The following is a 13,789-nucleotide window of genomic DNA, read 5'->3' on the forward strand; positions in this document are numbered from 1 at the left end:
TACTTTTTTTCTATTTCTCATTTGGGTAAAATTTAACATACAATTTTAATAATTTAAAATGCTTCTTCCCTAACTAATTTAAAATTCATAGATTTATTCGAGTCGTCTATCAATAGATAGGAAATTAATTTTTTTTTGACGAACTCATTTCTATTTATTCCAAAATTTCTATTTACCATGAATTTCCATGTTCCAGTATTAATATAAACTTCTTTTAAGCCTCCGTTTTTTATGATATTAAAGGACGCTCTATGGTTATGGCCCATAACTATTCCCTGTATTTCTCCCTTAGCAAAAGAGATATCCTGATCATAAAACCCAATAAGATATTCTTTCGGTATATAGAATTTATCGTTTAAAAGTTCTTCTGCCTTCATTAAAAGAGAATTCGAATTTCTCATACTTCTAAAGAACATTCCTACTCTAACTATAGCTTCACCTAATTTCATGCCCCCTAAGTTATTCACGAATATATTGGATAGAATATTTACACCCGGAAAATTGATTTTCATCCATTTCTTTACCTGAGGAGTTTTAATTAGTTGTGTGAAGGTTTCGATCCATTTGTTTTTTAAATTGTAATTAAGATCATATTTTTCTTTTACGATATCCAACCACTTGAAAACATCCAACTGAGGATAAATATTTTGATAATCTGAAAAAAGCTCAGCAGGTAGAATTTTCCCGGCGACTTTTCCAAAATTATAATTCATGTATTTGTTCATGTACTCTGCAAATGGCGGAATAAGGTTTCCATCTTTATCTTTGCTCAATCTGTTGACTATATCGAACTGATTACCATGTATAACAAATAATCTTAAGTTTGGATCATAATAATAGGGTAAAATTTCACAATTCTCGAATGCTTCTTTGATCTTTTCGTTTATTTTTTGATTCAAAAGAATGTAATAATCGTGGTTACCTGCGATATAATAAATGTTATGTTTTTTTGAAAATTTTCGGAGCTCTTCGATCATCTTTTCATGGCTAGCAAATATTGTATCTATTAAAGAGGGATCAAATTTTTCTGCATATTCAGAAGCTGTATCCATCATGAGACCATCATTGATTAAATTAGATAACTCGAAAAAATCTCCAACGATAAATAACTCATTGTTTTCATCATCAAGATCACGTAGTAACTTGATTAGTCTGTCATCGTATATAAAGTCATCTGATTCATTACCTAAACCGATGTGCAAATCACTCAGAAAAACCTTCATTTGGTTTCCTCCAGCAGATTTTTTCGAAATTCTGAAGGTAATTATAACACAAACATTTTCCACTTTTTATAAGATTTATTAAAAATATATGAACCTCAAATTCGACTTGCATAATAACAAAATGTGTGGTATAATTTAATTACGACAAAAATTATCGGAAATTAAATCAAATTATGGAGGTGTAATTATGGCTTTTGAATTACCAAAATTGAGTTATCCCTACGATGCTCTAGAACCTTACATAGATGCTACAACAATGGAGATTCACCACACTAAGCATCATGGAGGTTACGTTAAAAATTTAAATGCTGCCTTAGAAAAATATCCTGAATGGGCAAGCAAAAGTATAGAAGACATTCTCAAGGATTTAGACAATATACCGGCAGATATTAGAACAACAGTAAGGAATAACGGAGGCGGACATTACAATCATTCCATATTTTGGACAATAATGGGACCCAACGGTGGTGGCGAACCTTCTGGAAAGTTAGCTGAAAGTATTGATAAGACTTTCGGAAGTTTCGACAAATTTAAAGAGGAATTTTCAAATGCTGCAGCAACAAGATTTGGGAGCGGATGGGCTTGGTTGGTTTTAGATAACTACGGGCATCTTTCGATTCTATCCACACCAAATCAAGATAATCCTATTACATACAGTTTAAAACCTGTGTTAGGCTTAGATGTTTGGGAACACGCCTATTATTTAAAATATCAAAACAAGAGACCCGAATATATACAAGCTTGGTGGAACATAGTTAATTGGGAAGCAGTTACTAAAAGGTATGAAATGTTGCTAAAATAAATAATAGTAAAACAAAAAGATCTCGGTTGCTTATGCAACCGAGATTACTTATTTTACTTTTGGGAATTTTCAAAAAGCTTTGTATTTTGTAACCCAAATAACACTATGTATGCAACGATAATTCCTACGGTGAATTGTAAAACATTCCAAGGTACCTCAAAAATAGGCATCACCCAATTACCAACTATGATTCTACCTGTAAAAAAGTATCCTATAACCATCCATAGACCGGCTATCATACTTCCCATCAAATTACCTAATCTGAAGATTTTTGAATCCTTCCCCCTAAGAAACAACGAAATTAGTATTATGGCTATTGGTATTGCTAAAAGAATAATGTTGATTAATCCCCTAGCGTTTAATAAAAAATTTTCTAACTCTTCTATATTTTCATATCCCAATTCATTCATTAAATTGTTAGTGAAAGGAGAAGTAGCTAAATTCGCTATCAAGTTTTTTAAGAATAAGGAAAGAGTTAAGGAAAAAGCCAACCATATACCTATACTTGAGAGAAAAATTGTAAGTTCTTTTTTGCCCGAATATTTGTTTCTATAACTATCGGAAATCCAACCGACTAAAGCCCCCATAACGGACTTTATAATTAAAGTAGGTATAGCCCAATAAGCATAACCTCCAACCAAATCTGCCAAAGCCGAACCTAATCCTCCGGCTAAAGCTCCAACCCTCCTGCCAAACAAAATTGCTGAAATGAATATCATGCTGTCTCCCAAATGTACGTAGCCCCTTGTGAACGGGACAGGAATTTTTATAGCAAAGGTTAAAACAAAAACTAAGGCAATCATTATACCAGAAATTGCAACATCTTTCGTTTTCAATATAAATTCCTCCTCTAAGTAGAAATCCAATAATAAACTAAAAGCCTTATTTTTCACTTAATTATACAACATCCACTCTTTGAATACAACAGTTCAAATATATCTTTCGTTAATGAGAAAATATTTTCTATGAAATTTTTTTCATTGCTTGAATAATTGCCTGTAAAAAGCTATAATCACTTATAATCAGCTCTGGCGTCCTTTGACTTTTTAGCTTATTTAAATTATAATAAGTACTGTTAGAAAATAAATTTATACTTTATCCCTACGGAATGGGGAAAGAAACTGGGTGGGGAGCGGGGCAAAGGGGAGCAAGTCTCAGAAGAGATAATAAAAATGAGAATGAGGAGGGCAAGATATGAAAATATCTCAAAGAGTTTTAAATACACAATTTTCTCCTATTAGAAAATTAGTTCCATATGCAGAAAGGGCAAAGGAAGAAGGTAAAAAAGTTTACCTTTTAAACATAGGGCAACCTGATATTGAAACACCTAAAGCATTCTTCGAAGGGATAAAAAAGTACTCATCCAAAGTAATTTATTACAGTCATTCTGCAGGGCTATTAGAGTTACGTGAGGCTTTTTCCGATTATTATAAATTGTGGGATATAGACTTTGACCCCCAAGAGTTGATCGTCACTACAGGTGGAAGCGAGGCAGCAATTTTCGCTTTGGCATCTGTTGCAGATCCAGGAGATGAAGTAATGGTTATAGAGCCTTTTTATGCTAATTATAAAGGTTTTGCAGAGATGCTAAATGTAAAACTTTGCCCAGTGAAATCGGATCCGGAAACCGGCTACGCTGTTCCAAGTATAGAAGAATTCGAAAAGGCTTACAACGAAAACGTTAAGGCAATAATCTTTTCAAATCCTTCAAACCCGACAGGAGCTGTGTACAGTTACGAAGAAGTAAAAAGAATCGTTGACTTTGCAAAAGAAAAAGACATATTTGTAATATCAGATGAGGTATATAAAGAATTCACTTTTGATGGAACTAAGCATGTATCCGTCATGGATTTTGAAGACAAAGACAGATTCATCTTGATAGACAGTGTGTCAAAAAGATACAGTGCTTGTGGCGCAAGAATTGGAGTTTTTGCTACAAAAAACAAAAAACTTTTAGAGCAAGTTATGAAATTTGCTCAATCTCGATTATCTCCACCTTTGTTGGCTCAATTTGGTGTTTTAGGGTTACTAAAGGATTTGGGGAAAGATTATTATCAAGGTGTTGCATTAGAGTACCAAAAAAGAAGGGACGCTGCATACGAAGAGATAAAAAAGATCGAAGGAGCCGTTTGTAAGAAACCCCATGGTTCATTTTATCTCTCCGTTAAACTACCGATCGATGATTCTGAGGAGTTCATTAAGTGGATGCTTACAGACTTCGATGTGAATGGAGAAACTGTAATGGTTTCACCGTTGTCAGGCTTTTATGCTACACCAGGTGCTGGCAAGCAAGAAATAAGGATCGCTTATGTATTAAACAGCGAAGAGTTAAGAAAGGCTTGTAATATCCTAAAAGAAGCTGTGACCGTTTACAATGAGAGAAAAATAAAAGTTAAATGATATCAATAGGCGCCGTTTCAATATACGGCGCCTTTGAATTAATTTTCTGAATTTTTGTCAGTTTGTTCTTTGGCAGTTTTGGGCGATGAAGGTTTAACGTACTTTTTGTTTTCCGGCTTTTGCCTTGTGAAATATATTGCCAAAGATAATCCAATAAGGTTGGCAATAAAAATAACGCTTAAAATCATTGAAGAGTATACAACAATAGACAAAGCAGAAAGCACACTAAGTAGTATGATCGAAAATGTCATACCGTATTTTTTGTTAAATAGAAACAGAAAATAAAAAAATATTAAACCTCCTACCAATCCGACAAATAAACCTATAAAAAGAAAGTTTAAAAAATCCGAAAAATTAAAATACTCGAAAAGTCTTTGATTGACACTTTCAAGATAAAACAAGTAGACAGAAAGTCCCGCTACCACGATACTTCCAATAATTGCTATGCTTCTTAAAAAAACTTTCAAGTTATTCATTCTATCCCCTCCTCGGCGGTTGAATTTTCTTGGCTAATATTTTCTTCTTGCGGTGCATGAGCTGAATATGTAAACTTTCTATACAAGTTTTCTATTAATATTATAACTAACAAAAGTAAAAGAGAAACTAAAAAACCGTTGAGCGTTCGTAAGACACTCAAGTTCAACGGTGTGTGTATATGTAAAAAAGTGTCAAGTATCGATACCGGTAGTAAAGCCTTAAAAAAGTCCCATATAAACCTTCTCCCTGAAAGAGGAGTTGTGTAATAAAACAAATACGAAATAAGTTCTTTTGTTCGTGGTCTGGCTATAAGTGCCCTTTCTAAAGCATCCCTAGCCCTTCTTTCAAAATTTGTAACAAAACCCCAATTTGAGCTTCTAACTATGTATATAACCCCAGCAAATGCGACAAAAATAAGTAATAAAATATCCGACTTGTTAAATTTAAACTCTTTAACCTTCTTAAAAGATTCCGCGATATTAAATTTGCTAAATCTAAAACCGGTAAAATCCATAAACGCTTTCAACAGTACTAACAAAGGCAAAACTAAAAGTAGAATTTTGATCCCTCTAACGTTGTTAAGCTTGAAGATAAATAAAGAGTTGTAAGCGCTCATATACACTAAAACTCCAAATAATAAAGCATAGCCAATTATTTTTAGGAGGTTATTTTTAGAAATTCTAAAAAAGATGATGACTGAAAACAAAGTTGCGGCCAAAGTGAAAGACCAATTGTATAAAAAGAAAAAAGCCAAAATATATAAGATAGCAAAAAGGGGTATATATACTAATAAATTCATTGTGATGAGTCCAAAACCTACCCATGGAACGATAACGTTGGGAGAAGAGTACTTAATTGAATCGATTGTAACTGGGGTTCCTAAATCTTTTTGAACTAATCTTATTAGCTCTGGGGTCCTTGGATGATCGGGGAACAAAAAGTATCTTATCTTTCTCTCTTTCAATGCCCTATGAAATCTTTGAACTATCATCTGATCATCAAATTTATCTATTTCTCCAGGTTTGATGTAATGTACATATCTCATATTATTAAGGATGTCCTTATTCATTTTATCTTTTATTTCTGTAAAATACTTATCAAAATCAGAAAACTCGACAACTAGTAGGCAATTGTATTGGTTTGTTAATTCTCTTAGAAAAGATTGATCTTCTTCGAAGCCTTGAGATTCAAAGTCTTTTAATATGGCATATTGGTTATAAACCAAGTAATTATAGCCGCTTTTTTGTTCAGAATTCAATTGATCTTCTGTAGGCAGTATAGAATAATTTTTAGAATTTTGATAATCAATATAAAAGGCGTAAAAGAAGAAAATCAAAGAGCTAAATAAAGTAATAAAAATTATCGGCTTTCTTATTTTGTTCATTTTAGATCCCTCAATTCCTCTTTGGGCTTTTCTCCAGTTTGTCCAATACAGTTTGAAGATCTTCACTCAGCGGTGCATAAAAATCGTAATGCTTATTATTATAATCAAAAGAAATCTTACTCGCATGAAGAAAAATTCTTTTTAAACCATAATTTTTTCTTAAAAGCTTATTCTGCTTTTTATCCCCGTGATTATCATCCCCAGCGATGGGAAAACCTAAATCAGCGAATTGAACTCTTATTTGATGTTTTCTGCCTGTGTATAATTCAATCTCTACCAAAGAATATAGCTCACCAAATAAATCGAATTTTTTCTTAAGGTTAAATTTTAACTGTGCTGTTTTACCATAAACTGTAGAAACTAATTCTCCACTTTTTTTGTTTAAATTCCCTACCAATAAAGTTACGTAATATTTTTTTGTTTCCCTACTTTTTATTAACTGTGTTAACTCACGAGCTGTTTGCTTGTTTTTTGCCACAACCATTACCCCAGATGTTAATTTATCTAAACGATGTACCAAGTGAGGCTCAAATTCACCTCGTGAGTAATGCATCACTCCTTCGATTATCGTTGCCATTTCTTCTTTAGAACCCGGATGTACAGACACTTTGGCAGGTTTGTTTATCACTAGAAGGTCTTTATCTTCATAGATAATGTCAAAAGAGACTGGTCTTGCCTTTAAAGAAGGTTGAGTAGGTCTGGATAATTCTTCTAATTTATTTTCATCCAGAATAATTTTAACGTTGTCTCCTATTTCTAAGATATAATTGTTCTTTTTGACCCTCTTTTCATTGACTTTAACAAAACCTTTTCTTATCAAACCATAAATAGCTCCCAATTTTATTTCGGGATAATTTTTTCTTATAAACGTGTCTAACCTAGAATAATAATTTTTTTCGTTCACTGTTGTTTCTTTTTCCAACCTTAAATGAGCCTCCCTTAGATTAACCTCCTTGCCGAAAAAAAGAAAAACTTTTTTGACGCAATATTCATTCGTTTATTTATTATATCACCTTTTTGTTTTTCTTGTGAAAAAACCTTGGAATATTTTATATCCCTAGAAAAAAATAAAATGTTCTTTCTGGTTTTGGGATTTTTTTGAAAAATTTAATCTTTTTTCTTATCTTTTGTATTACCTTAAAAATTTTAATATAACTTGACTTTGTTGAATTGAGTCGGCATAATAAAAATGGTGTCACAATGAATCAACTTCTAAAAAGGGGTGAAAAATTCTGTTGTTTTTTAGAAAATTAATAAAAAGAGCTTCAAATACTGAATAGGAGGAGAAAAAATGGAGATAAAAGCAAACCCAGAACCTTTTAAAATTAAGATGGTGGAACCTATCAAAAAAATTTCAAGAAAAGAAAGGGAAGAAGCTTTAAAGAGGGGTGGTTATAATTTATTTGCCTTGAAATCAGAAGAAGTCTACATTGATTTGTTGACTGACAGCGGTACTGGCGCAATGAGCGATAATCAATGGTCAGGATTGATGTTGGGAGATGAATCTTACGCAGGAAGTAAAAGTTTCTACCATTTATGGGAAACAAGTAGAGAAATCTTTGGACATAACTATTTTGTTCCAACTCATCAAGGAAGAGGAGCAGAACAGGTTTTATTCCCCCTTTTAATTAAAAAACCTGGTCAATACGTTTTGAGTAACATGCATTTTGATACAACTAAGGCACACGTCGAATTAGCTAAAGGTAAACCTGTCGACTTAGTTATAGAAGAGGCTCTTGATACAGATACCTATCATCCCTTTAAAGGAAATTTTGACTTGGAAAAATTGGAATCCTTTATATTAGATAAAGGAAGTAATAGTATTGCTTTTATCATAATAACTATAACTTGTAACAGTTCGGGTGGACAACCTGTTTCTATGCAAAATATAAGGCAAGTTAGTGAAATAGCCAATAAATATGGGATTCGTGTATTTCTAGATGCAGCTCGTTACGCTGAAAATGCTTATTTTATAAAGCAAAGAGAAAAAGAATATTTTGAAAAATCCATAGAAGAAATAGTGAAAGAGATGTTCAGTTATGCCGATGGGTTCACCATGAGTGCAAAAAAAGACGCCATAGTAAATATAGGTGGATTAATTGGGATTAAAGAAGATGAAGCCCTGTTTAATCAAGTAAAAGCAGCTCTTGTCCCTTTAGAAGGATTTCCTACATATGGTGGTTTAGCCGGTCGAGATATGGAAGTGATGGCAAGAGGTTTAAAAGAAGGAATTCAATTTGATTATTTGGATTATAGAATAAAACAAGTAAAATACTTGGGAGATAGGTTAAAAGAGGGTGGAGTACCAATTCAATATCCAACTGGAGGACATGCTGTTTTTGTGGATGCTAAAAAAATGCTTCCTCATATACCTTATTACCAATTTCCAGCTCAAGCATTGGCAAACGCACTTTATTTAGAGTCTGGAGTTCGTGGTGTAGAAGTTGGATCATTAATGATGGGGCGTGATCCTCAGACGGGTGAACAACTTGAATCTCCTTTTGAATTTTTAAGATTGGCTATTCCAAGAAGAGTCTACACTTACACTCACCTTGATTACGTTGCTGAAGGATTATTAGCTGTAAAAAATATATCTAACTCACTCAAAGGATTAGAATTCACATATGAACCAGAAATCCTTAGACATTTCACTGGCAGGTTAAAACCAGTAGAATAAAGTGGCATGATTGAAGAGATTCTAAAGAGAGCAATTTTACAACATCAGGAGGTTGATAAAAAATGAGTAAAAAAATAGCGATCAAGACAAAAAATGCTCCTTCTGCAATTGGCCCCTATTCTCAGGCTATTAAAATCGGAAATCTGGTTATAACAAGTGGTCAAATTCCTTTTACGGCTGAAGGCGAACTAGTAAGTGGTGATATTAAAGATCAAACCAGGCAGTCTTTAACAAACATTAAAAAAGTCCTGGAAGAAGCGGGTTTAAGTATGGATAAAATAGTTAAATGCACCCTTTTTATCCAGGACATGAATGAAATGGCAGCAATAAACGAAGTTTATCAGGAATTCTTTACTGAACCTTATCCCGCCCGTAGTGCTGTGGAAGTCGCTCGACTGCCCAAAGATGTCAAAATTGAGATTGAGGCAATTGCCTCCGCTGAATAGCAAATATCGCAGCAACCAAAAGTATCTTTAAAAAGCTCCCCTATCAAGAAGACAGATTTTTATTGTTAAATTTGTCTACCTTGGGGGAGCAAACTGCAATAGTTAAAAAACTAGCCATAAAATTTTTCGGTAAGAATCGTTGAAATCTTTTCTAAAAGGTTAAACTCGTGAGCTAATTGAAGAATGGTGTATCTATTTCTGATTTCTCGGGCATGTATTATACTATCTTGAAAGACATCTTTTGGAATACCTAATTCTTTTGGGTTATATATCGAACCTACCATTTTGTGAATTGAAATTAAGTACTCGGGATCTGGTGGAGTTAATCCTGTTGGAAGTTTATCTTTCATTAATTGATAGATCATCGAAACAACAACGGTCCCTACTCCAACAGAATTTCCATGTAAAGGGTGTGGTATATTTTTTGATATAGCATTCATTTCCCAATAATGAGCTAAATGATGTTCTGCTCCTGACGCTGGCCTAGAGTAACCTACAAATCCAATGGCTACTCCAGAGATAATTAAAGCTTCCATTATCTGTTTAGTGACTTCTTCGCTCCTTTGACTTATTTTCTCAGCGTTTTTTACGCAAAGATCCCTTGCTTTTTCCACAAATTCAACGGTTTTTTCACAATAATATTCATCGTTGATTAATTTAGAAAGTTTCCAATCGGTCAAAGAAGTGAACTTTCCAAGAATGTCTCCAAATCCTGCATGAATCATTTCTAAGGGTGCATTTTTTAGAACTTGTGTATCCGCTACAATTGCTTTTGCATAAGTTGCTTCATACGTTCTTTTAAAACCTTCTACAATTAAAGGAGAGACCATTGAAGCATATCCGTCCATTGAAGGAGCGGTTGCAAAGATTATATAAGGGATATTGAGTTTATAGCTTAAAAATCTACAAAGATCGTTTATAGTCCCAGAACCAACGCCAATTATTAACGATGTATTCTTAGGGATTTCTATCAATAATCTTCCAACGCTTTTTTCATTTGGAATCAAATGATCTTCATTTTGAAAAACAAACTCAGTTATTTGGTAATTTTCTCTTTTTAAGAGTGTAATTAGTTCTTTCCCAAAACTCTTATAGGTATTTTTATCAGCCACAACAAATAAATTTTCAGAGTCAATAATATCTATAAAACTATTTTTATCGTTCAGAATATTACTTCCCACAATTATTTTTTCAATATCTACTTTATGAGTTCTTCCACATTCACATTTGAAATTCAAACCAGCCATTTGTTCTATTTTAAGATTTAAAAGATCAATCATCTTTTTTCCCCACTTTTTTGAATAAGGCTATTTCTTTCTATAAACTCAGCTTTCTCGACAATTTTTTCTGGTTTTCCATTGTTGTTTTCCTCGATCATTTTAAGCAGCATTTGAGCAGCTTTTTCACCAAATTGCTGTTTTGGATGCCTAAAAGTAGAAATTTCGAGGGCCTGTGCAAAATCTGCATCGTCAAAACCTATTAATGAAATATCGTTTGGTATATCAAGATTCAACTTTTTTGCGGCCATTATCACTTGCATAGCTACCAAATCGTTTGAACAAAAAATTGCAGTGGGTAAATTGTTTTTTGGTAGACTCAAAAGCGACATAATTAAATTGAAAACTTCATCAGATGTTTCTTGACCATGAAAAGGCAATTCATATAGCATCATTTGCTTATGTTCTTTTATTGTATCTATAAATCCATTAGCCCTTTCATTTGCTGCTTTATGAACAGCTTTATATATCACAGCGACCCTTTTATGTCCTAACTCGATAAATTTTTTCGCTGCAAAAGATCCACATTCATAGTCATTCAATACCAACGTTCCAGCGTATGGAATATTTAGATCACTATTTATAATCACGGTTGGGATCTGTTCACTTATTTCTTTTAAAAGAGTTACATTGGCTTGTTTGGTGGCACTTACTACTGGATCTACTATCATACCTTTTAATCCAAAATCTATCCACCTTTCTAAGGTCTCCCTTTCAACAACAGGATCGTTCTTTGCGTTACCTATAAAAGATTTACATTTAGTATTTTTTAATGCCTCTTCTGCCCCCATGACTATAAAAGGAAATATATAATCAGTCAAAGATTGAGTTAAAATGCCTATGTTTTCTTTATCTTTTCTCATCGATTTAACGTAAGTTCCGCTGCCTCTTCTAGTAACCAAATACCCTTCTTTTTCCAGATCGTAGATAGCTTTTCTAACTGTCTGCCTGCTGACGGAAAAAAATTCAGCCAATTTATTTTCAGATAGAATTCTATCTCCTTTTTTTAATTCTCCACTCTTTAATTGATCAAGGATGTAATCTTTTATGATAGATTGTTTAGTTTTTTTCACTGCCAAAACTCCTCCGTAGTTTTTTGCTATAACTAGTATAATACATTTTATTTAAGAAATGCTATAATTTTGGAAAGTTTTCATTTTCTGATCCATACTGCCATTGGTCCTTCTTCTCTATTTGCCCAAGCAAAATATGGAATTAGATTAATATCGATTTTCTTTTTTGCCACTTTTATTCTTCCAACTTGTGAGTACAACTTTCCCTTCCAATTTTGTAAATCCTCATCGTACCCTTTTGCTTTTAATTGTATCACTCTTTTTGAACTTATTTCATAATTTTCTGGTTCGATTTTTTCATTTAAATCGATTTGATAATTCCACGTATCTCCTTCTCTGTTATCTGCTTTTTCAATACAATAAACCATAGGCCCTCTTTTCAGAGCTACCTTGTCTAAGTTTTCCCTCACGAATGGGTGGCTTTCTACAAATTTTATATCCATTGGTAAATTTAAAATTATTTCATGGGTACTGTTCCATGATTTGAATATTTTCAAAAAGCCTTTTTCTAAGTGCTTGTTTAATTTTTCTCCATCCAGAGTTATATCAAAAACGTTTGTCCAGGAAGGAATTCTTAAAAATAAAGCAAATGGTTCAGTAGCTTCTGTAGAAACAATTATCTTTATTTTCCCATCCCATGGATAATCTGTTTCTTGTGCGATTTTGACTTCTTTTTCTTTGTAAATTGTATTTGCTTGACTGTTCTCGTACAAGTTTATGTATATTCCTTCATCAGAAGTTGCATAAATATAACCAGGGAAAGATGTTAATGTTCTTGCTATATTTGGAGGACAACATGCACATTCGTACCAAGGTTGTCTTCTCTTTCCTCCTCTATCTTCTAAAGGATTCACGTAGAAATAATGTTTGCCATCTATAGAAATTCCTGAAAGTAAGCCATTGTACAGAACCAACTCCATTAGATCTACATATTTGGCTTCACCCGTCGCTAGGAACATTCTATAATTCCACATATATGAAGCTATTGCAGCACATGTTTCTGTATATGCTCTTCTATTAGGCAATTCATAATCTTCCCCGAAAGATTCACCTTCATATCGAGAGCCAGCTCCTCCCGTAATGTACATCTTTTTTGTTACTAAGTTCTCCCAAAGTCTTTCTAAGGTAGAAAAAATTTCTCCATCTCCTGTTTCTAAATAAATATCTGTTGCGCAGGTACAAAGGTACAACATTCTAACAGCATGGCCTGTCATCTCGTCTAATTCTTTAAATGGCTTGTGATCTATATAGTACTCTGGATTGAAAAAGCGATAAGTACTCGCATACCCATTTCCTCTTTCTTCCAAAAAATATTTCGCAAGGTTTAAATATTTTTGGTCCTTTGTTTCACGATACAACTCAACGAGAGCCATTTCGATTTCTGGATGTCCTGGTGCACCACGTTTTTTATCTAGTCCAAAGGTGTTTACAATTAAGTCTGCAAATTTTATAGCCACATCAAATAATGTGTTCTCACCTGTAACTCTTTTATGAGCAATTGCAGCTTGAATTAAATGCCCGGCACAATAAAGTTCATGTTTTGTTGCGAGATCCGTCCACCTCTCTTTTTTCCTTTCAAACATAAAATAAGTATTCAAATAGCCATCATCTTCTTGAGCGTCTTTTACTTCTTTGATTGTTTTATCGATCTTTTCTTTTAAATCGTCGTCGTTGGTGAACAGCAAAGCATAAGAAGCAGCTTCAAGCCATTTATACACATCTGAATCGTTGAAAACTAATCCTCCAAAAGAACCTTCTTTTTTACCTGACGCTATTCTAAAGTTATCTATTCTACCAGTACTTTCTAATAATTCATACTGCGAAGGAATAGTAACTTTCAACATTGTTTCCAAATAATCGCTCATGAACCCCTTTATTTTTACTGAACTTATGGAACAAGGCGTTAATTTGTTCTTTGACGAATCTGTAAAATTTATTATCTTTATTTCACCCATATTTTCACCTCATTAAAACAAGATACTCTTTGAATTTAATAGGAAATACCTGATCCATAAAACGTCTAGGAATCC

12 protein-coding genes are annotated in these 13,789 nt (G+C 33.2%); 4 read left to right on the forward strand and 8 right to left on the reverse strand.

What is annotated here, in order from left to right; genetic code table 11:
- Positions 1 to 53: 53 nt before the first annotated feature.
- The gene (locus tag BZ25_RS06030) at positions 54 to 1,223 is read right to left on the reverse strand and encodes a metallophosphoesterase (protein WP_121514507.1); all 1,170 of its coding nucleotides are present in this window, start codon (positions 1,221 to 1,223) and stop codon (positions 54 to 56) included.
- A gap of 187 nt (positions 1,224 to 1,410) precedes the next feature.
- On the opposite strand from BZ25_RS06030, the gene BZ25_RS06035 reads away from it, so the two are divergent.
- Positions 1,411 to 2,025: a superoxide dismutase gene (locus tag BZ25_RS06035; protein ID WP_121514506.1), complete on the forward strand. Its 615-nt coding sequence runs from the start codon at positions 1,411 to 1,413 to the stop codon at positions 2,023 to 2,025.
- A gap of 53 nt (positions 2,026 to 2,078) precedes the next feature.
- Here the strand turns inward: BZ25_RS06035 and BZ25_RS06040 are convergent, their stop codons facing one another.
- Entirely contained in the window at positions 2,079 to 2,861 is a 783-nt protein-coding gene (locus tag BZ25_RS06040; protein WP_199676864.1) for an ECF transporter S component, read from the reverse strand.
- Between the two features lie 358 nt (positions 2,862 to 3,219).
- Here BZ25_RS06040 and BZ25_RS06045 point away from each other — a divergent pair, with 358 nt between their 5' ends.
- Positions 3,220 to 4,425 (forward strand): pyridoxal phosphate-dependent aminotransferase, encoded by a 1,206-nt coding sequence (locus BZ25_RS06045; protein ID WP_121514505.1) that lies wholly within the window; start codon positions 3,220 to 3,222, stop codon positions 4,423 to 4,425.
- Between the two features lie 38 nt (positions 4,426 to 4,463).
- Here BZ25_RS06045 and BZ25_RS06050 read toward each other — a convergent pair whose 3' ends face one another.
- From BZ25_RS06050 to BZ25_RS06060, 3 genes are read right to left on the reverse strand one after another with little or no spacing between them, the layout of a single operon-like run.
- Entirely contained in the window at positions 4,464 to 4,901 is a 438-nt protein-coding gene (locus BZ25_RS06050; RefSeq protein ID WP_012208161.1) for a hypothetical protein, read from the reverse strand.
- Positions 4,898 to 6,286: a DUF5693 family protein gene (locus BZ25_RS06055; protein WP_121514496.1), complete on the reverse strand. Its 1,389-nt coding sequence runs from the start codon at positions 6,284 to 6,286 to the stop codon at positions 4,898 to 4,900. Before BZ25_RS06055 ends, BZ25_RS06050 begins: the two co-directional genes overlap by 4 nt.
- A gap of 10 nt (positions 6,287 to 6,296) precedes the next feature.
- Positions 6,297 to 7,208, reverse strand: a complete 912-nt coding sequence (locus tag BZ25_RS06060) for an RluA family pseudouridine synthase (RefSeq protein WP_121514495.1) — start codon at positions 7,206 to 7,208, stop codon at positions 6,297 to 6,299.
- A gap of 369 nt (positions 7,209 to 7,577) precedes the next feature.
- Between BZ25_RS06060 and BZ25_RS06065 the strand changes: the two genes are divergently transcribed.
- Positions 7,578 to 8,963 (forward strand): tryptophanase, encoded by a 1,386-nt coding sequence (locus BZ25_RS06065; RefSeq protein WP_012208158.1) that lies wholly within the window; start codon positions 7,578 to 7,580, stop codon positions 8,961 to 8,963.
- A gap of 62 nt (positions 8,964 to 9,025) precedes the next feature.
- Positions 9,026 to 9,409: a RidA family protein gene (locus BZ25_RS06070; RefSeq protein WP_121514494.1), complete on the forward strand. Its 384-nt coding sequence runs from the start codon at positions 9,026 to 9,028 to the stop codon at positions 9,407 to 9,409.
- A 110-nt stretch (positions 9,410 to 9,519) separates the two neighbouring features.
- On the opposite strand, the gene BZ25_RS06075 is transcribed toward BZ25_RS06070, so the two are convergent.
- The 3 genes from BZ25_RS06075 to BZ25_RS06085 all read right to left on the reverse strand — a co-directional run bounded on the left by BZ25_RS06075 (position 9,520) and on the right by BZ25_RS06085 (position 13,714).
- Positions 9,520 to 10,689, reverse strand: coding sequence for a sn-glycerol-1-phosphate dehydrogenase (locus tag BZ25_RS06075; RefSeq protein WP_121514493.1), 1,170 nt, complete (start codon positions 10,687 to 10,689; stop codon positions 9,520 to 9,522).
- Positions 10,686 to 11,759: a substrate-binding domain-containing protein gene (locus BZ25_RS06080; protein WP_147429938.1), complete on the reverse strand. Its 1,074-nt coding sequence runs from the start codon at positions 11,757 to 11,759 to the stop codon at positions 10,686 to 10,688. The genes BZ25_RS06075 and BZ25_RS06080 overlap by 4 nt, the downstream gene beginning before the upstream one ends.
- An 80-nt stretch (positions 11,760 to 11,839) precedes the next feature.
- A complete protein-coding gene (locus BZ25_RS06085) occupies positions 11,840 to 13,714 on the reverse strand; it encodes a glycoside hydrolase family 127 protein (protein ID WP_121514491.1) in 1,875 nt (624 codons plus the stop codon).
- Positions 13,715 to 13,789 lie beyond the last annotated feature (75 nt).

Source organism: Petrotoga sp. Shatin.DS.tank11.9.2.9.3 (genome assembly GCF_003665005.1).
Classification (GTDB): domain Bacteria; phylum Thermotogota; class Thermotogae; order Petrotogales; family Petrotogaceae; genus Petrotoga; species Petrotoga mobilis.

Coding starts and splice junctions, on each gene's coding strand:
- BZ25_RS06030 (WP_121514507.1), bottom strand. CDS start 1,223: ATGAAGGTTTTTCTGAGTGATTTGCACATCGGTTTAGGTAATGAATCA.
- BZ25_RS06065 (WP_012208158.1), top strand. CDS start 7,578: ATGGAGATAAAAGCAAACCCAGAACCTTTTAAAATTAAGATGGTGGAA.
- BZ25_RS06055 (WP_121514496.1), bottom strand. CDS start 6,286: ATGAACAAAATAAGAAAGCCGATAATTTTTATTACTTTATTTAGCTCT.
- BZ25_RS06075 (WP_121514493.1), bottom strand. CDS start 10,689: ATGATTGATCTTTTAAATCTTAAAATAGAACAAATGGCTGGTTTGAAT.
- BZ25_RS06050 (WP_012208161.1), bottom strand. CDS start 4,901: ATGAATAACTTGAAAGTTTTTTTAAGAAGCATAGCAATTATTGGAAGT.
- BZ25_RS06070 (WP_121514494.1), top strand. CDS start 9,026: ATGAGTAAAAAAATAGCGATCAAGACAAAAAATGCTCCTTCTGCAATT.
- BZ25_RS06035 (WP_121514506.1), top strand. CDS start 1,411: ATGGCTTTTGAATTACCAAAATTGAGTTATCCCTACGATGCTCTAGAA.
- BZ25_RS06045 (WP_121514505.1), top strand. CDS start 3,220: ATGAAAATATCTCAAAGAGTTTTAAATACACAATTTTCTCCTATTAGA.
- BZ25_RS06085 (WP_121514491.1), bottom strand. CDS start 13,714: ATGGGTGAAATAAAGATAATAAATTTTACAGATTCGTCAAAGAACAAA.